The sequence below is a fragment of the Pseudomonas cremoricolorata genome, from assembly GCF_000759535.1.
Lineage (GTDB): Bacteria > Pseudomonadota > Gammaproteobacteria > Pseudomonadales > Pseudomonadaceae > Aquipseudomonas > Aquipseudomonas cremoricolorata_A.
On the sequence record NZ_CP009455.1, the window covers coordinates 1,133,180 to 1,152,512 of the forward strand.

The following is a 19,333-nucleotide window of genomic DNA, read 5'->3' on the forward strand; positions in this document are numbered from 1 at the left end:
AGTAGCGCATAATTACCGCCTCTTTGACTGGCGCGACAGGCGATGACCCCGACCCCCACTCCACCCCGACGCCCCCGCTGGCGCAGCCTGGCCCTGTTGGCGCTGTGCCTGGCGCCGCTGTTGTGGCCGCTGCATCACCTGGCCGAGCGCTACTATCAGGACCAACTGGCTTCGCAGAATCGCCAGACCCTCGACCTGTACGTCGCCAACCTGCTCGGCACCCTGCACCGCTACGAAACCCTGCCGCAGATTCTCGGCGAACTGCCAGCGCTGCGCGGCGTGCTGAAAGATCCGTTCCGCCTGGAAGCGGTCACCAACGCCAACCGTCTGCTCAAGGACATTTCCCAGCAGACCGGCGCCGAGGTGATGTACCTGATGGACGTCAGCGGCAACACCCTGGCCGGCTCCAACTGGGACAAGCACGATTCTTTCGTCGGTCGTAACTTCGCCTTCCGCCCGTATTTCATCGAAGCCATGCAGGGCAATCTGGGCCGCTTCTTCGGCCAGGGCACCACCTCGGCCAAGCGCGGCTACTTCTTCGCCGCCGCCGTGCGCGATGCCGGCAAGGTGATCGGCGTGCTGGTGGTCAAGGTCGACCTCGACCACACCGAAACGCTGTGGGGGCGCACCCCGGAACAACTGCTGCTGACCGACCAGAATGGCGTGGTGGTGCTCACCTCGCGGCCCGACTGGCGCTTCCGCGCGACCCGCCCGCTGAGCGCCGCCGAGCGTCAGGCGATCATCGCCATCCAGCCCTACCCGACCCAGGCGCCACAGCCGCTGACCCTCAACCCCGATGCCTGGATCACCCAGACCCGCGACATCCGTGAAACCGGCTGGCAGGTGAGCATTCTCGCCCCACGCATCCTTCTCGACCGCTCGGTGCAAACGGTCACCGCCATTGGCGCCGGTGCGCTGCTGGTGGTCATGCTGCTGGCCGGGCTGGTGATGCAACGCCGGCGCCATTACATCGACCGCATTCGCTTCGAGGCACGTGGCCGGCAAGACCTGGAAAAACGCGTGGTCGAGCGCACTGCGGCGCTGGAAGGCCTCAACACGCGTCTCAAGAGCGCCGTGCTGGAGCGGGAAAACGCCCAGCAGGAACTGGTGCGCGCCCAGGACGAACTGGTGCAGGCCGGCAAGTTGTCGGTGCTCGGCACCATGTCGGCAAGCATCAGCCATGAGCTCAACCAGCCGCTGGCGGCGATCCGCAGCTATGCCGAGAACGCCGAGGTGCTGCTCGACCACCAGCGCACCGACGATGCCCGCGGCAACCTCAAGCAGATCGGCGAGCTGACCGGGCGCATGGCCTCGATCATCGCCCACCTGCGCGCCTTCGCCCGGCGCGACCGCCACGCCCCGGAAAGCGTGGCCCTGCAACCAGCGCTGGAAGACGCCCTGGCCTTGCTGGCCAAGCGCCGCCGCGCCATGGCCGTAGAGTTGGTGCGCGACATCCCCGATGCCACGTTGTGGGTGCAGGCCGGCGAAACCCGCCTGCGCCAGGTGCTCGGCAACCTGCTGGCCAATGCCCTCGATGCCCTCACCGAGAAAGCCAATCCGCGCACCCTGTGGCTGAGCGCGGAAAAACGCGACGACCATGTGTATCTGCTGATTCGCGACAACGGCCCAGGCTTCAGCAGCCAGGCCCTGGCCCACGCCCGCGAGCCGTTCTTCACCACCAAGACCCGCACCCAGGGGCTGGGCCTGGGCCTGGCCATCTGCGACAGCCTGATGCGCACCCTGGGCGGCGAATTGCTGCTGGGCAACCACCCCGAAGGCGGCGCCTTGCTGACCTTGCGCCTGCGCGTGGCCAGCGGCGGCGCCAACCTGAAACCCTCTGAGGACCCTTCGGCATGACCTTTCTGATCGACAGCCCGACCCAGGTCATCCTGGTCGACGACGACCCGCACCTGCGCCAGGCCCTGAGCCAGACCCTGGACCTGGCCGGGCTCAAGGTCACGGCGCTGAGCGATGCCCAGGGCCTGGCCGAACGCATTGGCGAAGACTGGCCAGGGGTGGTGGTCAGTGACATCCGCATGCCCGGCATCGACGGCCTGCAACTGCTCGAGCAACTGCATGGCCGCGACCCGGAGCTGCCGGTGCTGTTGATCACCGGCCACGGCGATGTGCCGCTGGCGGTACAGGCGATGCGCGCCGGCGCCTACGATTTTCTGGAAAAGCCGTTCGCCAGTGATGCGCTGCTCGACAGTGTGCGTCGCGCCCTCGCCCTGCGCCGCCTGGTGCTTGATAACCGCAGCCTGCGCCTGGCCCTGAGCGACCGCCAGCAACTGGCCACCCGCCTGGTCGGGCAAGCACCGTCGATGCTGCGCCTGCACGAGCAGATCGGCGCCCTGGCCGGCACCCGCGCCGACGTGCTGATCCTGGGCGAGACCGGTGCCGGCAAGGAGGTGGTGGCGCGCGCCCTGCACGATCTGTCGAGCCGCCGCGACGGGCCATTCGTGGCGATCAACGCCGGGGCGCTGGCCGAGTCGGTGGTCGAGAGCGAACTGTTCGGCCACGAACCGGGGGCCTTCACCGGGGCGCAGAAGCGGCGCATCGGCAAGTTCGAATTCGCCAACGGCGGCACGCTGTTCCTCGATGAAATCGAAAGCATGAGCCTGGATGTGCAGGTCAAGCTGCTGCGCCTGTTGCAGGAGCGGGTGGTGGAACGCCTGGGCGGCAACCAGCTGATTCCGCTGGATATCCGCATAGTCGCCGCCACCAAGGAAGACCTGCGCCAGGCCGCCGACCAGGGCCGCTTCCGCGCCGACCTGTACTACCGGCTGAACGTGGCTTCACTGCGTATACCGGCGCTGCGCGAGCGTGGCGATGACATTCTGGTGCTGTTCCAGCATTTTGCCGATGCCGCCAGCCAGCGCCATGGCTTGCCCCCGCACAGCCTGCAACCGGCGCAGCGCGCGTTACTGCTGCGCCACGACTGGCCGGGTAACGTGCGTGAACTGCAAAACGCCGCCGAACGCTTCGCCCTGGGCCTGGAACTGGCCCTGGACACACCGCAACCCGCCGCCGCCACCGCCACCCCGGTAGCGCGCGGTGGCAGCCTCAGCGAACAGGTCGAGCAGTTCGAACGCTCGCTGATCGCCGCCGAACTGAGCCAGCCGCATAGCTCGATGCGCAGCCTCGCCGAAGCGCTGGGCATGCCGCGCAAGACCCTGCACGACAAACTGCGCAAGCATGGCCTGAGTTTCGAGGGCAGCAGCGGGCATGATGAGCATGAGGACGGGCGGGGGTAGGTGTTGGGGCAGGCCGGCTTTGCCGGCCTTTCGCGTCTTCAGCCGCGAAAGGCTCAAGATCAACCGCAGCGCGTCAGACCGCCGAAGCCAACCGCACCAAGGCATCCCGCCAACTGGCAGTGGCCGGCAACGCAAGGAAGAACGGGTTGAGCAGCGATTCGCGGGGCGGGTACTGCAATGCCTGGCCGTCGAGGCCAAGTACCGCGCCGCCGGCGCCTTCCAGCACGCCTTGCGCGGCGGCGGTGTCCCATTGCGAGGTCGGGGCCAGGCGCGGATAGCAATCGGCACTGCCTTCGGCCAGCAGGCAGAATTTCAGCGAGCTGCCGATGTTCGCCAGGGTCAGCTCGCCGACCGCCGCCGACAGCCCTTCGAGCAACAGCTCCTGGGCCGGGCTGCTGTGCCGGCGACTGGCGACCACGGTGAAGCGCTCACCGGCGCCAGGCTGGCTGCGCACCGCGATCGCCTCGGGCGCAGCGCCAGCTTCGGCACGCCAGGCACCCAATGCGCGCCCACCGAAGTAGCAGCGGCCATTGGTGGGCATCGATACCACGCCGAACACCACCTCACCGCGCTCGATCAGGGCGATGTTGACGGTGAATTCTTCACTGCCGGCGATGAATTCCTTGGTGCCGTCCAGCGGATCGACCAGCCACCAGCGCTGCCAGCGCTGACGCTGCTCCAGGGCGATGCCGCAGTCTTCTTCCGACAGCACCGGAATGTCCGGGGTCAGAGCCTGTAGCCCGGCGACGATCACATGATGCGCAGCCAGATCAGCGGCCGTTACCGGGGAATCATCGGCCTTGGCGGTGACGGCGACATCGGCACGCCAGAACGGCAAAATCGCCTCGCCGGCACGTTGCGCGAGGGTCACCACCTCGGCGAGCAGTCGTTGCTGATTCATGCGCTGAGCAGGCCTCGTTGAGTGAGCAGGTCACGCACCAGGTACAGCGCCGCCAGGGCGCGGCCTTCGGAGAACTGCGGGTGGGTGGCGAGGGCGGACAGCTCGCGCAGATTGACCGTGTCGACGCGCATCGGCTCGGGCTCGTCGCCCTCCAGGCGTTCTTCGTACAGGTCGGTGGCCAGCACCACCTGGATTTTCTGGCTCATGTAGCCCGGCGACAACGACAGCTCGGTCAGGTGTTCCAGCTCGCGGGCACCATAACCGGCTTCCTCCTTGAGCTCACGGTTGGCGGCGGCCAGCACGTCCTCACCCGGCTCGATCAGGCCCTTGGGCAGCGACAGCTCGTAGGCATCGGTGCCCCCGCAGTATTCCTCGACCAGCAACGCGCGCTCGCCGTCGAGCATCGCCACGATCATCACGGCGCCGTGCCCGGTGCCGCGCCCGACCAGACGTTCGTAAGTGCGCTCGGTGCCGTTGCTGAAACGCAACTGCACCGCTTCGACGCGAAACAGGTGGCTGCTGGCGACGATCTCGCGGCTCAGGACGGTGGGTTTCTCGCGCATGGCAGGCTCCTAGACGTGAACGGGTTACTATACCGTGGCTTGCTGACTGAACGAGAGTTTCCCATGGCACTTCTTCCCTGGTCCGAGATCGATACCGTCCTGCTCGACATGGACGGCACCCTGCTCGACCTGCACTACGACAACCAGTTCTGGATGCAGCACCTGCCCCAGCGCTACGCCGAACTGCATGGCGTCAGCCGGGCGATGGCCGAGCTGGAGCTGCAGCCATTGTTCGAGCGCAACGCCGGCACGCTGAACTGGTACTGCCTAGATTTCTGGAGCCGAGAACTGCGCCTGCCGATTCGCGAACTCAAACAGGAACTGGCCGAGCTGATCGCCCTGCGCCCGGATGCCGGGCCGTTCCTGACGGCGATCCGCGACGCCGGCAAGCGCGTGGTGCTGATCACCAACGCGCACCGCGACTCGCTGTCGCTGAAGCTGGAGCGGGTGGAGCTGGCGCCGTACTTCGAGCGGCTGATCAGCTCACACGATTACGGCTTCCCCAAGGAAAGCCCGCAGTTCTGGGATGCGCTGCACGCCGACATCGGCTTCGAGCCTTCGCGCAGCCTGTTCATCGACGACACCCTGGCGATTCTGCGCAGCGCCCGGCGCTTCGGTGTCGCGCACCTGCTGGCGGTTCTTCAACCGGACAGCAAGGCGGCGATCAGAGATACCCAGGAGTTCGATGCAGTGGACGACTACCGCACGCTTCTGGATGGACTTTAAGCGGCGCTACTTGCGCAGCAGACGCAACCCGTTGAACACCACCAGCAAGCTCACGCCCATGTCGGCGAACACCGCCATCCACATGGTGGCCAGGCCGGCGAAGGTGATGGCGAGGAAGATCGCCTTGATGCCCAGAGCCAGCACGATGTTCTGGGTGAGAATCGCCGCGGTCTGGCGTGACAGGCGCACGAATGCCGGAATCTTGCGCAGGTCGTCGTCCATCAGCGCCACGTCGGCGGTCTCGATGGCGGTGTCGGTGCCGGCGGCGGCCATGGCGAAGCCGATCTCGGCCCGCGCCAGCGCCGGGGCATCGTTGATGCCGTCGCCGACCATCCCGGCGCGGTGGCCTTGTGCGTACAGCGCCTCGATGGCGGCGAGCTTGTCGGCCGGCAGCAGATTGCCTTCGGCGCAGTCGATGCCCACTTGGGCGGCGATGGCCTGGGCTGTGTGTGGGTTGTCGCCGGTGAGCATGAGGGTCTTGATGCCCAATTCGTGCAACTCGGCAATCGCCTGACGGCTGCTTTCCTTGACCGTATCGGCCACGGCGAACAGCGCCAGGGGGCCGCTGTCATCGAGCAGCAGCACCACGGTCTTGCCCTGACGCTCAAGGCCATCGAGCCGGGCTTCCAGCTCCGGTGAGCACAGCCCCAGCTCTTCCACCAGGCGGTGGTTGCCCAAGTGATAACGCACGCCGTCGATCTCGCCACGCACGCCCCGCCCGGCCAGCGCGGCGAAGTCCTGCACCTCACTCAGTGGCTGATTCGGCTGGCGGGCGAACTGGGCGATGGCGCGAGATACCGGATGGTCGGAGCGCTCGCCCAGGCTTGCGCCCAGCGCCTGGGCGCGGCCTTCGAAACGCGGGTCGAGCAGGTGGAAGTCGGTCTGTACCGGCTTGCCGTGGGTGATGGTGCCCGTCTTGTCCAGCGCCAGGAAATCGAGCTTGCGCCCGCCTTCCAGGTACACCCCGCCCTTGACCAGAATGCCCTTGCGCGCCGCCGCTGCCAGACCACTGACGATGGTCACCGGGGTAGAAATCACCAGCGCGCAGGGGCACGCCACCACCAGCAGCACCAGAGCGCGGTAGATCCAGTCGAACCAGGCGCCGGCGCCGAACAGCGGCGGCAGCACGGCAATCGCCAGGGCCACGGCGAACACCGCCGGGGTATAGATGCGCGAGAAACGGTCGACGAAGCGCTGGGTCGGCGCGCGGCTGCCCTGGGCTTCTTCCACCGCCTTGATGATTCGCGCCAAGGTCGACTGCCCGGCCGCCGCAGTGACCCGATACTCCAGCGCCCCGGCCTGGTTGATGGTACCGGCGAACAATTTGTCGCCCACGGTCTTTTCCACCGGCAGGCTTTCGCCGGTGATCGGCGCCTGATCGACACTTGATTGCCCGCTGAGCACCTCGCCGTCCAGGCCGATGCGCTCGCCTGGCTTGACCCGCACCACTGCGCCGACGGCGACTTCACGCACGTCCACTTCGCGCCACTGGCCGTCGGCCTCACGCACGGTGGCAAGGTCGGGACTGAGCTGCATCAGCCCACCGATGGCGTTGCGCGCGCGGTCCAGCGAGCGCGCTTCGATGAGCTCGGCAACGCTGAACAGCACCATGACCATGGCCGCTTCCGGCCACTGGCCGATCAGCACCGCGCCGGTCACGGCAATGCTCATCAGCGCGTTGATGTTGAGGTTGCGGTTCTTCAGGGCGATCCAGCCCTTCTTGTAGGTGCCTAGGCCGCAGCCGAGAATCGCCGCCAGCGCCAGGGCGGCCACCAACCACTCGGGGGCCAGCCCGGTGAAATGCACCACTTCGGCAGCCAGCGCCGCCAGGCCAGACAACGCCAGTGGCCACCAGCGCGTCGGTGCCGCCGCCGCAGCGCCGACCTCGGCATCGCCCTCCAGCGGCTCGGCGTGCATGCCCAGGCTGGCGATGGCCTGCTCGATCGGCTCGGTGCCGGTCAGCGTGTGACGCACGCCAAGCACCCGGTTGATCAGGTTGAATTCCAGCTGCTCGATGCCCGGCTGCTTGCTGAGTTTGTCCTGAATCAGCGTCTGCTCGGTCGGGCAATCCATGGCCTCGATGCGAAAACGGCTGAGCCGGGCGTCAGCGCTGCTGTGCGCGGTGAGTTGCACCTGCGCAGGCGCGGCGCTGCTGCAGCAACTGCCGGCGGCATGGGCGTGGGCATGTCCGTTCTGCGCCTGCTCGGGCGCATGGGCATGATCGTGATCGTGATCGTGATCGTGATCGTGATCGTGATCGTGATCGTGGTGGGTCGGCGGGCTGACAGGCTGGTTCATGGACGCGTCCTTAATGTGCACCTGTTGCCAAGTGAACACCCTGTAGCCACTATAGGGTCAAGCTTTCCTGTGGAGATCAGTGATGAAGATTGGCGAACTGGCCAGGGCCACCGACTGCGCCGTCGAGACCATCCGGTACTACGAGCGTGAACGCCTGCTGCCGGAACCGGCGCGCACCGACGGCAACTACCGGCTCTACACCCAGGCCCATGTCGAGCGGCTGACCTTCATCCGCAACTGCCGCACCCTGGACATGACCCTCGATGAAATCCGCAGCCTGCTCAACCTGCGCGACCGCCCTGAAGGCCAGTGCGGCAGCGTCAACGCGCTGATCGACGAGCATATCGAGCATGTCCAGGCACGCATCGACGGCCTGGTGGCGCTGCAACGGCAATTGGTCGAGCTGCGCCAGCGCTGCAGCCAGCAAGGCGCCGAATGCGCCATCCTCCAGCAGTTGGAGGTCAACGGTGCCGTCACCGCGACCGACACCGAGCACTCCCACGTTGGGCGCAGCCACGGACACTGAGCCCGTACCCACCCTCACTTCAGCGACAAGGAGCGAGCGATGTTCAGCCATATCCAACTCGGCGCGAAAGACCTCGCCGGCATGACGGCCTTCTACGATGCCGTGCTGGCACCGCTCGGGCTCGAGCGCATCGAAGAACCCCACGATGGCGGCCCGACCGGCGCCGGCTGGCATGACAAGGCCGTGGCCTGGCGCAGGTTCTATATCCAGTTGCCGATCAACGGCCTGCCCGCGACCTGGGGCAATGGCACCCAAGTCAGCTTTCTGGCGCGTTCCAGCGAAGCGGTCGATCAGGCGTGGGCCACCGCCCTCGCCCAGGGCGGCATCGACGAAGGCGCGCCCGGACTCAGGCCGCACTACGCCGAGGACTACTACGGCGCCTACTGCCGCGACCCGGAGGGCAACAAGCTGTGCTTCGTCTGCTACACCGCGCACCCCGAGATCACCGCGCAGGGCTGACGCACCTGCGCGCTGCCGCGCGACCTCACACCGCCATCGGCGCCGTCAGCGGCGGGTGATGCTCGTAGCCTTCCAGGGTGAAATCGCCAGGTTCGATCAGCTCCAGCCATTCGGGCTGGTACTGGCCGGTCTTGGCGAACTCAGGCACGCGCTCACTGATCACCAGCTTCGGCGCCGCCATGGGCGCGCGGCTGAACTGCTCGTTGAGCATGTCGAGATGGTTTTCATAGACGTGCGCATCACCGATGAAATAGGTGAACCAGCGCGGCGTGTAGCCGGTGAGGCGGGCGAACAGCGACAGCAGCGCGGCGCCCTCGGTGAGGTTGAACGGGGTGCCGAGGCCCAGGTCGTTGGAGCGGATGTACAAGGTCAGCGACAGCTCGCGTTTGCTTGCGTCGGCGTGGAACTGGTACAGCAAGTGGCACGGCGGCAGAGCCATTTCATCGAGCTGCGCGCAGTTCCAGCCGTGGAACAGGATGCGGCGGCTGCCGGGGTCGTTGACGATGGTGTCCAGGCACTGGCGCACCTGGTCGATGGCCTTGTACAGAATGACGAAGCCCTGGCCGTCTTCTTCATCGCGGGCGATCGTGCGAAAGCCTTGCTGCTCGGCCATGGCGATGGCGGCCGGGTTGCTCAGCGGGATGCGCTTGTAGCCCGGCCATTTGCGCCATTGCACGCCGTAGATTTCGCCGAGGTCGTCTTCGCCCTGACGGAACGGGTTGGCCAGCCACTGGGCATTTTCGTTGGCGTTCTGATCCCACACCTTGCAGCCCAGCTCGCGGAAGCGCGCGGCGTTGTTCACCCCGCGCAGGAAGCCGACCATCTCGCCGATGGCCGACTTGAACGCCAGCCGGCGCGTGGTGATGGCCGGAAAACCTTGCTGCAGGTCGAAGCGCAGCATGGCGCCGGGCCGGCTGATGGTGCGGATGCCGGTGCGGTTTTCCTGAAGCGTGCCGTTGTCGATCACGTCACGGACCAGGTCTAGATACTGTTTCATGGCCTACCTGTAGCGAAGCGGCAGAGGGATCACCCCTGCCGTGTGGATCAATGGGCGGATGTCGCCGTGGGCTTGCGATTATAGGCCCACCAGATCATGGCAAGGCCGGCGACGATCATTGGCACGCAGAGCAACTGACCCATGGTCAGCCAGCCGAACGCCAGATAGCCGAGCTGTGCATCCGGCACCCGGTAGAACTCGACGATGAAGCGGAAGATGCCGTAGAACAGCGCGAACATGCCGGACACCGCCATGGTCGGGCGCGGTTTGCGCGAGTAGAACCACAGCACCAGGAACAGCGCCACGCCTTCGAGGGCGAACTGGTACAGCTGCGACGGGTGGCGCGGCAACTGCGCCGGGTCGCTGAACGGCGGGAAGATCATCGCCCACGGCACATCGGTCGGCTTGCCCCACAGCTCGGCATTGATGAAGTTGCCGATGCGTCCGGCGCCCAGACCGATCGGCACCATCGGTGCGACGAAGTCCATCAGTTCGAAGAACGACTTGTTGTTGCGCTTGCCGAACCACAGCGCCGCCAGCATCACCCCGATGAACCCGCCGTGGAACGACATGCCGCCTTTCCACACTTCGAAGATCAACGTCGGATTGCTCAGGTAGGCGTGCAGGTCGTAGAACAGCACGTAACCCAGGCGCCCGCCGACGATCACCCCCATCGACAGCCAGAACACCAGGTCGGAGAGTTTCTCGCGGCTCCAGGTTGGGTCGAAGCGGTTGAGCCGGCGCGAGGCGAGCAGCCAGGCACCGCCGATGCCGACCAGGTACATCAGGCCGTACCAGTGAATTTTCAGCGGCCCGATGGCCAGGGCCACGGGGTCGATCTGCGGGTAAGGCAGCATGGTGATTCCTTATGGTTCACATCACAGAACTGAAACCGACGCCAAACCACGGCGCGGTGAACGTATGCGTGGGCGGACATGGCGACAAACACTGCGCCATCCCCGAGAAAATCAGTTGGGCATGGTAACGGAAGCCAAGGTCGGGGCTCTAGTGAAGTCTTTGGGCAACGCCGCTACAGTGGTAGCAATCGGAGACCTTCGAATGTGCCTGATCGTTTTTGCCTGGCAGCCGGGCCAGGCCCTGCCGCTGATCGTCGCGGCCAACCGTGACGAGTTCTACGCCCGCCCTACCCAGCCCCTGGCGGCGTGGCACGATGCCCCCGGCGTGCATGCCGGGCGCGACCTGCAAGCTGGCGGCAGCTGGCTCGGCGTCGCTGCCGGGGGGCGCTTTGCCGCCCTCACCAATATCCGCAACCCGGACCTTACCACCGGCCTTCGCTCGCGTGGCGAGCTGGTGGCGGGCTTCCTGCGCGGGCAGCTCAGCGCAGCACAGTATCTGGACGCGCTGGCGCCGCGCGTTGGGGAGTATGCGGGGTTCAACCTACTGGTCGGCGACGGCCTGCACCTGGGCTACCTCAACGCGCTCCAGGCACAGCCGCGCCTGCTCGAACCGGGTGTGTATGGGTTGAGCAACGCAGCGCTCGACACGCCGTGGCCGAAATTGCACAAGGCGCGTGAAGGGTTGCGCGCCGAGTTGTCGGCGCCGCACGCGGATCGCTTGCTGGCACTGCTGGGCGATGACCAACGCCCCGCCGACAGCGCACTGCCTGACACCGGCGTAGGCCGCGAAACCGAGCGCTTGCTGTCGAGTGTGTTTATCGCCAGCCCGCACTACGGCACCCGTGCCAGCACCGTGCTGCTGTGCGATGCGCAAGGCAATCGCCAACTGATCGAGCGCAGTTTCGGCCCGCATGGCGGGCACTTAGGGGAGGTGGCGCTGGCCCTTGGGCCGGGCGCTTAAAGCGACTTGTTGGCGCCGGGGGCGATCATCCGCGCCAGGCCGAGGTTCTTCAACGCCAGTTGCAGCGCACTGTGGATAAGTTGCGGGCTGTCATGGCTCATGGCGTCGGCGAGCAGCTCGTGGGCTTTGCTCATGTTGACCTGGCGCAGCATCCACTTGACCTTGGGCAGGTTGGTAGCGTTCATCGACAGACTGTCGAAGCCCATGGCCATGAGCAATATCGCCGCCGCCGGATCACCGGCCATTTCTCCGCAAATGCTCACCGGCTTACCTTCGCCGTGGGCGTCGCGCACCACCGTCTGCAAAGCTTGCAACACCGCCGGATGCAGGTAGTCATACAGATCGGCGACCCGCGGGTTGTTGCGATCGACCGCCAGCAAATACTGGGTCAGGTCGTTGGAGCCCACCGAGAGGAAATCGACCTGACGCGCCAGCTCGCGGGTCTGATACACCGCTGCAGGAATTTCCACCATCACCCCAACCGGCGGCATCGGCACGTCGGTGCCTTCATCGCGCACCTCGCCCCAGGCGCGGTGGATCAGGTGCAAGGCTTCTTCGAGTTCGTGGATGCCGGAAATCATTGGCAGCAGGATGCGCAGGTTGTTCAGGCCCTCGCTGGCCTTGAGCATGGCGCGAGTCTGCACCAGGAAGATTTCCGGGTGATCGAGGGTGACGCGAATGCCGCGCCAGCCGAGGAAGGGGTTTTCTTCCTTGATCGGGAAATACGACAGTGCCTTGTCACCGCCGATATCCAGCGTACGCATGGTCACCGGCAGCGGATGGAAGGCTTGCAACTGCTCGCGGTAGATCGCCAGCTGTTCCTTCTCGCTGGGGAAGCGCTGGTTGATCATGAACGGTACTTCGGTGCGGTACAGCCCGACGCCCTCGGCCCCGCGCTGCTGGGCGCGGGCGACATCGGCGAGCAGCCCGGTGTTGACCCACAGCGGCATGCGATGGCCGTCAGGGGTCACGCAGGGCAATTCGCGCAGGGCATCGAGGCCCTGGGCCAGCTGGCGCTCCTCTTCCACCACATCGCCGTACTGTTTGCGCAGCACTTCGCTGGGGTTGGTGAAGACTTCGCCCTTGTAGCCGTCGACGATCAGCTCGATGCCATCGACCTTGGAATACGGCAGATCGACCAGGCCCATGACCGTGGGAATGCCCATGGCGCGGGCCAGGATGGCCACGTGGGAGTTGCCCGAGCCCAGCACCGACACCAGCCCGACCAGCTTGCCCTCGGGCACTTCACCGAGCATGGCAGGGGTCAGCTCTTCGCTGACCAGAATGGTGTTTTCCGCGTACACCAGCGCCATCGAGCGCGCTTCCTGCAAATAGGCGAGCAGGCGGCGGCCGAGGTCCTTGACGTCGGAGGCGCGCTCGCGCAGGTAGTCATCGTCCATCAGCTCGAAACGGTTGACGTGCTCGCTGACCACCTGGCGCAAGGCGCCCTGGGCCCACTGGCCGGTCTTGATCACCGCCACCACTTCACCGCCGAGGGCGGCGTCTTCGAGCATCATCAGGTAAACGTCGAACAGTGCACGCTCTTCGGGGCGCAACTGAGTCGCCAGCTTGGCCGAGAGCTTGCGCATGTCGGCGCGTACGCCTTCCAGGGCCGCGCTGAACAGCAGCAGCTCGGCGTCGATATCCTCGACGGTCTTGTCGGGCACCACATCCAGATCGGCAGGCGGCAGCATCACCACGGCGCGGCCGACGGCGGCACCGGGCGAGCCCGGCACACCGACGAAGCGCGCTTCCTGAATGCCCTTGCCCTGGCGGTTCAGGCCGCGAATCGAGCCTGTAGCCTCGGCATGGGCGATGACCCCGGCCAGTTGCGCGCTCATGGTGACCAGGAAGGCCTCTTCGCCTTCGTCGAACTGACGACGTTCCTTCTGCTGGATGACCAGCACGCCGACCACACGGCGGTGGTGGATGATCGGCGCGCCGAGGAAGGAGGCGTAACGTTCTTCACCGGTTTCGGCGAAGTAGCGATAACGCGGGTGGGCGGCGGCGTCTTCCAGGTTGAGCGGCTCCTCGCGGGTGCCGACCAGACCGACCAGGCCCTCGTTGGGGGCCATGCTGACCTTGCCGATGGAGCGTTTGTTGAGACCCTCGGAGGCCATCAGCACGAAGCGATTGGTTTCCGGGTCGAGCAGATAGACCGAGCAGACCTGGCTGGCCATGGCCTCTTTGACGCGCAAGACGATGATACCCAGCGCCGTCTTGAGATCTTTGGCGGAGTTCACTTCCTGGACGATCTTGCGCAGCGTATTGAGCATGGCTCGGGGTCGGACTCCGTGGTCAGTCGCGCATCAGCAAGCGCGGGGCAAGCTCTTTGAGCGCGCGGCGATAGACCTCGCGCTTGAATGTCACCACCTGGCCCAACGGATACCAGTAGCTGACCCAGCGCCAGCCGTCGAACTCCGGTTTTCCGGTCAGGTCCATACGTACTCGCTGCTCATTGGTGACCAAACGCAGCAGAAACCATTTTTGCTTCTGGCCGATACACAGCGGCTGGCTGTGTGTGCGGACCAGACGTTGGGGTAGACGATAACGCAACCAGCCGCGGGTGCAGGCAAGAATTTCCACGTCATCGCGCTCGAGCCCCACTTCTTCATTCAGCTCGCGGTACAGGGCATCTTCCGGCGTTTCATCAGGGTTGATGCCGCCCTGGGGAAACTGCCAGGCATCCTGGTTGATCCGCCGAGCCCATAACACCTGTCCGACATCATTCGTAAGAATGATCCCGACATTGGGGCGAAAACCATCCGGGTCGATCACGGCCGCAACCTCGAAAACGCATGTCGCCGCATTGTTCCACAAAGCTTGCAAGCGCAGCAACGCGCCCGCAGCGCATATCCGCTGCGAGTCTGGCAGGGTGTGAGCGCGCGGTATTGACCGGCGTCGTGGAACCGGTGACGCCTCGGGCGTGATGGGCCGTGTCAGGTATATACCGCCAAGGCATGACCGGGGGATGACGGCGTGAGTCAGACCGGCTTGGCGCCCATCAACGCAGCGATCAGCACGAAGCACAGCGCGCTGAACAGCGCCAGGGCCAAGGTCAGACGCGGCCGTGCCGAAGCGCCGCGGCGCTGGCGGTAGAGCCGCAGCAGCAGCCAGGCGGTGCTTGCCGCCGCGACGCCATAGAGCGTGCTGGAAGCCAGAAGCCAGGCCTGGCCGAGCGGCCAGCCGACCAGATGCACCAGCCACCAGCCGCTGAACGGCATGCTCAACAGGCTGAGTACGAGCAACAGCCACGCCGCCAGCAGCGGACCGCGCAGTAGGCCGGCAGCCATGGCCGCCCCCGCCTGCTGCCGCGCCCGCCAGGCCCATACGCCCAGGCCCAGGGCGCTGCCTACCGCCAGCAGGTTTGCCGCGATATGCACGGTCTTGAGCGTTGTCAGCAGGTCCATGGGTCAGCTCCGTAGAATCAGACCAAGCCTAGCCGAGGAACATCTGGTAGGCCGGGTTATCGGTTTCATCCCAGTACGGGTAGCCGATCCTGGCCAGCGCCGCCGGCACCAGGTGACGCTCGTCCTCCGGTACCTGCAACCCGGCGACCACCCGGCCATCGGCTGCGCCGTGGTTACGGTAGTGGAACATCGAGATGTTCCAGCGCCCGCCGAGCTTGTCGAGGAAGTTGAACAGTGCGCCCGGACGCTCGGGGAACTCGAAACGCAGCACGATCTCGTCATGGGCCTTGGCTGAATGGCCGCCGACCATGTGGCGGATGTGCAACTTGGCCAGTTCGTTGTCGGTCAGGTCGATGACCGGGAAGCCCTGGTCAGTCAACTGCTGGACCAAGGCTGCACGCGGATCGCTGTCGGGGTGGGTCTGCACGCCGACGAAGATGTGCGCTTCATCGGCGGTGTGCTTGCGGTAGTTGAATTCGGTGATCTGGCGCTTGCCCACCGCTTCGCAGAACGCCTTGAAGCTGCCGGGGTGCTCGGGGATGGTCACGGCGATGATCGCTTCGCGCTTTTCGCCAAGCTCGGCGCGCTCGGCCACATGGCGCAGGCGGTCGAAGTTGACGTTGGCCCCCGAATCGATGGCAACGAAGGTGTGCCCGGTGAGACCTGTGCGCTCGACGTACTTCTTGATCCCGGCCACGCCCAGGGCGCCGGCCGGTTCGGTGATCGAGCGGGTGTCGTCGTAGATGTCCTTGATCGCCGCGCAGATTTCATCGGTGCTGACCGTGATCACTTCATCGACATGCAAACGGCAGATGTCGAAGGTGTGCTGGCCGATCTGCGCCACCGCAACACCGTCGGCGAACAGCCCGACTTGCGGCAACACCACGCGCTCGCCCGCAGCCATGGCCGCTTGCAGGCAGTTGGAGTCGTCCGGTTCGACACCGATGACCTTGATGTCCGGGCGCAGGTACTTCACATAGGCGGCGATGCCGGCGATCAACCCGCCGCCGCCGACCGGCACGAAGATGGCGTCCAGCCGGCCCTGGTGCTGGCGCAGGATTTCCATGGCCACGGTGCCCTGGCCGGCGATGGTGTGCGGGTCATCGTAGGGATGGATGTAGACCAGCCCGCGCTCATCGACCAGCTTCAGCGAGTAGGCCAGCGCTTCGGGGAACGAGTCGCCGTGCAACACCACCTTGCCGCCACGCGAGCGCACACCTTCGATCTTGATCTCGGGGGTGGTCTTGGGCATGACGATGGTCGCCTTGATACCCATCTCGCGCGCCGCCAGGGCCAGGCCCTGGGCGTGGTTGCCGGCCGAGGCGGTGACCACGCCACGGGCCAGTTCCTCGGCGCTCAGTTGCGCCAGCTTGTTGTAGGCCCCGCGAATCTTGAACGAGAACACCGGCTGCAAGTCTTCGCGCTTGAGCAGAATCTGATTGCCCAGGCGCCGGCTCAGTTGCCCGGCACTGTGCAGTGGGGTTTCGACGGCGACGTCGTAGACGCGCGAGGTGAGGATCTTCTTGACGTACTGTTCAAGCATCGGGGAAGCACACTGGGCCGCGGGACAAGGCCTGGAAGTCTACCCCAGCGTCCCGTCGGGCGACCACAGCAATGCCGCGCGAGTCGCTATACTGGCCGCTTTTGAATCTCCCGCCCCTTTTTGGAGCCCGCATGACCCAGGACCAACTCAAACAGGCCGTCGCCCAGGCCGCCGTCGACCTCATCCTGCCGAAACTCGACAAGGACAGCGTGGTTGGCGTCGGCACAGGCTCCACGGCCAACTTCTTCATCGATGCCCTGGCTCAGCACAAGACCGCCTTCGACGGCGCCGTCGCCAGTTCCGAAGCCACGGCGGCGCGGCTCAAGGGCCACGGCATTGCCGTGTACGAACTCAACAGCGTCAACCAGCTGGAGTTCTATGTCGACGGCGCCGACGAAAGCGACGAGCACCTGAACCTGATCAAGGGTGGTGGTGCCGCACTGACCCGCGAGAAGATCGTCGCGGCCGTGGCGCAGACCTTCATCTGCATTGCCGACGCCAGCAAGCTGGTGCCGGTGCTGGGGGCCTTCCCGCTGCCGGTGGAAGTGATTCCCATGGCCCGCAGTCATGTAGCCCGCGAGCTGGTCAAGCTCGGCGGCGACCCGGTCTACCGTGAAGGCGTGGTGACCGACAACGGCAACATCATCCTCGATGTGTACAACCTGCAGATCGCCGACCCGCGCCTGCTGGAAAGCCAGATCAACGCCATCGTCGGCGTGGTCACCAATGGTCTGTTCGCTGCGCGTCCAGCCGACGTGCTGCTGCTGGGCACCGCTGAAGGTGTACAGACCCTCAAGGCCCGCTAAGCCGCCTCAGGGCTGCTGCGGCTTGAATACGTAGAACAGGTTCGGCTCGCTGACCAGGTACAGCGTGCCGGCCTCGTCCATCGCCAGGCCCTCGGCCTGCGGCACGGTACGCTGCAGGCCTTGGTAGCCCTTGCGCAGCGACAGGGTACTGAGCGGCTTGCCCTCCACGCTCAGTTCCACGATCAGCCGCGACTCATCGGACAACGCCAGCAAATGCCCGCTGCGCTCATCGAACTGCAGGCTCGACAGGTCGCGCACGAACAACCGTGAGTCACGCTCGCGGTCCTGCACCACGTGCACGGCGAAGGGTTTGTCGGGCTGTTCGTTGGGGAAGCCGCGCACTTCGTAGATCATCATCGGGTCGCGCTCCTTGGCGACGAACAGGCGCTTGCCCAGCGAGTCGTAGGCCAGCCCCTCGAAGCCCTTGTTGCCATTGAAGCCGATACCCAGGGTCAACTGCTGCGCGTCACTGGCGTCCAGGGCGGTGGTGTTGTCATCGAGTTGCACCTTGATCAGCCGCTGCTGGCGCTCGTCGGTAATGACGAAGCTGCCAGGGCCGACGTACTCGACCGCCTCCGGATCGCCGAAGCCGGTCAGCGCCACCCGGCGTAGGATACGCCCATCCAGCGACAGTTCGATCAGTTCAGGGCGGGCGTTGGTGACGGTGAACAGGGTCTTGCGCTCGGGATCGTAGGTCAGCGCCGATACGTCGTCGTCCAGGCCGTCGATCACCTTGGCCTCGATGCTCACCTGGTAGCCCTGCAAGGCGATGCCCTCCTGGGCCGGTTGCCACCAGGCCTTGACGTTGAACCAGGCGCGCTCGAACAGGCGAAACTCCTGCGCCGCGGCGGCGAGCAACAGCAGACACAGACCCAGCATCGACAGCAGCAGCGGCAAGCGGAAAACACGGCGCATGGAAAAACGACTCGGCAATCAAAGGTGGCGCATCTAAGCACGAATAGCTGAAGCGGCGCTTAATGATCCGGCGCTGTCGACGGGTTTTTCTTGAAGCGGTAGAACAGGTCTGGCTCGCTGACCATGTACAGCGTGCCCTGGTCATCCAGCGCCACGCCCTCGGCCCGGGGAATGTGCGCCGCGAGGCCGTTGAAACCGCCGAGCAAGGCCATGAAGCTGACCTGCCGACCCTCTTCGTCCAGTTCCAGCAGCAGGTGTGAGTCGGCCGACAGTGCCAGCAGGTGACCGCTGCGCGGGTCGACGGTCAGCGCCGACAAATTGCGCAGGTCGAGCTGGTCGCTGGGCAGGTGGCGCTTGTCGCCGGTGAGCGGGCCATGGCCGTTGGTGGCCCAGGTGTAGAGCTTCGGTGGACGCTCCTGGCCGATCAGCAGCCGCTGGCGGTGGGCGTCCCAGGCGATGGCTTCGAAGCCTTTGTTCTCTTCAGGCGAGGTGCCCAGGTCATAAGAGGTGAAGTCCGCGCGGTTGAGGGTCGTGGTGGTGGCGTCGAGTTTGACCAGCACCAGATCGTGCTTGCGCTCGTCGGTGATCGCGATCTGCCCGTCAGCCATGACGGCCACACCTTCAGGGTTGTCCCAGCCAAGCAGGGGAATCTTGCGCAACACCTCGCCATCGAGGCTCAGCTCGACCAGAAATGGGTGCTTGCCCATCACCGAAAACAACGTGCGGGTCTGCGGGCTGAAGGCCAGGTCGGAGGCTTCATCATCGCCGATACCGGCCATCTGCTTGGCGTCGATGTCGACGCTGTAGTCGGGCAGCCAGACGCTTTCCAGGCGCGTGCCGGGGCTTTGCTGGCTTTCCTTGAGCCACAGCAGGCCGCGGTCGTCCCAGTGCATGAGCACGGCAACGCCATAGAAAACCACCGCCAGCAGCGCCAGCCACACTGGCCAGCGGCGCAGGGCAGAACGTTTGGGCGGCAAGGCCAATGAAGAGGAGGAACGGGGCATCGTGCGGGTCACCTGAATCATGGGCAGCCAGCGCGATGCCTGGGGCCGACCTGCAGCCCCGGTCATGCGCCTGCGCCCGGGAAAAAGACCCGGCGATTATCCACATGGGTTGT

18 protein-coding genes are annotated in these 19,333 nt (G+C 65.6%); 7 read left to right on the forward strand and 11 right to left on the reverse strand.

Translation table 11 applies throughout. The features are described from left to right. The first annotated feature begins 42 nt into the window (after window positions 1-42). On the forward strand, window positions 43-1,857 hold the full coding sequence (locus tag LK03_RS04780; RefSeq protein ID WP_038411307.1) for a sensor histidine kinase: 1,815 nt from the start codon (window positions 43-45) through the stop codon (window positions 1,855-1,857). Continuing rightward, on the forward strand, window positions 1,854-3,254 hold the full coding sequence (locus LK03_RS04785; protein WP_038411308.1) for a sigma-54-dependent transcriptional regulator: 1,401 nt from the start codon (window positions 1,854-1,856) through the stop codon (window positions 3,252-3,254). Before LK03_RS04780 ends, LK03_RS04785 begins: the two co-directional genes overlap by 4 nt. 73 nt (window positions 3,255-3,327) lie before the next feature. On the opposite strand, the gene cysQ is transcribed toward LK03_RS04785, so the two are convergent. Continuing rightward, complete coding sequence (cysQ, locus tag LK03_RS04790; RefSeq protein ID WP_038411309.1) at window positions 3,328-4,155, reverse strand: 3'(2'),5'-bisphosphate nucleotidase CysQ; 828 nt, start codon at window positions 4,153-4,155, stop codon at window positions 3,328-3,330. Continuing rightward, window positions 4,152-4,718, reverse strand: coding sequence for an ADP compounds hydrolase NudE (nudE, locus tag LK03_RS04795; protein ID WP_028693306.1), 567 nt, complete (start codon window positions 4,716-4,718; stop codon window positions 4,152-4,154). The genes cysQ and nudE overlap by 4 nt, the downstream gene beginning before the upstream one ends. Before the next feature lie 63 nt (window positions 4,719-4,781). On the opposite strand from nudE, the gene yrfG reads away from it, so the two are divergent. Continuing rightward, a complete protein-coding gene (yrfG, locus tag LK03_RS04800) occupies window positions 4,782-5,444 on the forward strand; it encodes a GMP/IMP nucleotidase (protein WP_028693305.1) in 663 nt (220 codons plus the stop codon). Window positions 5,445-5,450: 6 nt separating this feature from the next. Here yrfG and LK03_RS04805 read toward each other — a convergent pair whose 3' ends face one another. Further along, entirely contained in the window at window positions 5,451-7,742 is a 2,292-nt protein-coding gene (locus tag LK03_RS04805; protein ID WP_038411310.1) for a heavy metal translocating P-type ATPase, read from the reverse strand. A gap of 82 nt (window positions 7,743-7,824) precedes the next feature. On the opposite strand from LK03_RS04805, the gene cadR reads away from it, so the two are divergent. Both cadR and LK03_RS04815 read left to right on the forward strand, forming a co-directional pair. After that, the gene (gene cadR, locus LK03_RS04810; RefSeq protein WP_038411311.1) at window positions 7,825-8,268 is read left to right on the forward strand and encodes a Cd(II)/Pb(II)-responsive transcriptional regulator; all 444 of its coding nucleotides are present in this window, start codon (window positions 7,825-7,827) and stop codon (window positions 8,266-8,268) included. A 39-nt stretch (window positions 8,269-8,307) separates the two neighbouring features. After that, entirely contained in the window at window positions 8,308-8,727 is a 420-nt protein-coding gene (locus tag LK03_RS04815) for a VOC family protein (RefSeq protein ID WP_038411312.1), read from the forward strand. A gap of 25 nt (window positions 8,728-8,752) precedes the next feature. Here the strand turns inward: LK03_RS04815 and LK03_RS04820 are convergent, their stop codons facing one another. Together LK03_RS04820 and lgt are read right to left on the reverse strand one after the other, a co-directional pair. After that, a complete protein-coding gene (locus tag LK03_RS04820) occupies window positions 8,753-9,724 on the reverse strand; it encodes a thymidylate synthase (protein WP_038411313.1) in 972 nt (323 codons plus the stop codon). A 47-nt stretch (window positions 9,725-9,771) separates the two neighbouring features. Continuing rightward, window positions 9,772-10,581, reverse strand: a complete 810-nt coding sequence (gene lgt / locus LK03_RS04825) for a prolipoprotein diacylglyceryl transferase (RefSeq protein WP_028693300.1) — start codon at window positions 10,579-10,581, stop codon at window positions 9,772-9,774. Between the two features lie 202 nt (window positions 10,582-10,783). On the opposite strand from lgt, the gene LK03_RS04830 reads away from it, so the two are divergent. Next, on the forward strand, window positions 10,784-11,542 hold the full coding sequence (locus LK03_RS04830; RefSeq protein ID WP_038411314.1) for an NRDE family protein: 759 nt from the start codon (window positions 10,784-10,786) through the stop codon (window positions 11,540-11,542). Here the strand turns inward: LK03_RS04830 and ptsP are convergent. From ptsP to ilvA, 4 genes are all read right to left on the reverse strand, one after another. After that, window positions 11,539-13,818, reverse strand: coding sequence for a phosphoenolpyruvate--protein phosphotransferase (ptsP, locus tag LK03_RS04835; protein ID WP_038411315.1), 2,280 nt, complete (start codon window positions 13,816-13,818; stop codon window positions 11,539-11,541). The genes LK03_RS04830 and ptsP overlap by 4 nt on opposite strands. 22 nt (window positions 13,819-13,840) lie before the next feature. Continuing rightward, a complete protein-coding gene (locus LK03_RS04840) occupies window positions 13,841-14,320 on the reverse strand; it encodes an RNA pyrophosphohydrolase (RefSeq protein WP_028693297.1) in 480 nt (159 codons plus the stop codon). A 206-nt stretch (window positions 14,321-14,526) separates the two neighbouring features. Next, complete coding sequence (locus LK03_RS04845; protein WP_038411316.1) at window positions 14,527-14,952, reverse strand: DUF2269 family protein; 426 nt, start codon at window positions 14,950-14,952, stop codon at window positions 14,527-14,529. A gap of 28 nt (window positions 14,953-14,980) precedes the next feature. Further along, the gene (gene ilvA, locus LK03_RS04850; protein ID WP_038411317.1) at window positions 14,981-16,495 is read right to left on the reverse strand and encodes a threonine ammonia-lyase, biosynthetic; all 1,515 of its coding nucleotides are present in this window, start codon (window positions 16,493-16,495) and stop codon (window positions 14,981-14,983) included. Window positions 16,496-16,626: 131 nt separating this feature from the next. Between ilvA and rpiA the strand changes: the two genes are divergently transcribed. Then, window positions 16,627-17,301, forward strand: a complete 675-nt coding sequence (gene rpiA / locus LK03_RS04855) for a ribose-5-phosphate isomerase RpiA (RefSeq protein WP_038411318.1) — start codon at window positions 16,627-16,629, stop codon at window positions 17,299-17,301. A 6-nt stretch (window positions 17,302-17,307) separates the two neighbouring features. Here rpiA and LK03_RS04860 read toward each other — a convergent pair whose 3' ends face one another. Continuing rightward, window positions 17,308-18,216 (reverse strand): SdiA-regulated domain-containing protein, encoded by a 909-nt coding sequence (locus LK03_RS04860; RefSeq protein ID WP_038411319.1) that lies wholly within the window; start codon window positions 18,214-18,216, stop codon window positions 17,308-17,310. A gap of 59 nt (window positions 18,217-18,275) precedes the next feature. Continuing rightward, window positions 18,276-19,220: an SdiA-regulated domain-containing protein gene (locus tag LK03_RS04865; protein ID WP_038414610.1), complete on the reverse strand. Its 945-nt coding sequence runs from the start codon at window positions 19,218-19,220 to the stop codon at window positions 18,276-18,278. Window positions 19,221-19,333: the final 113 nt, after the last annotated feature.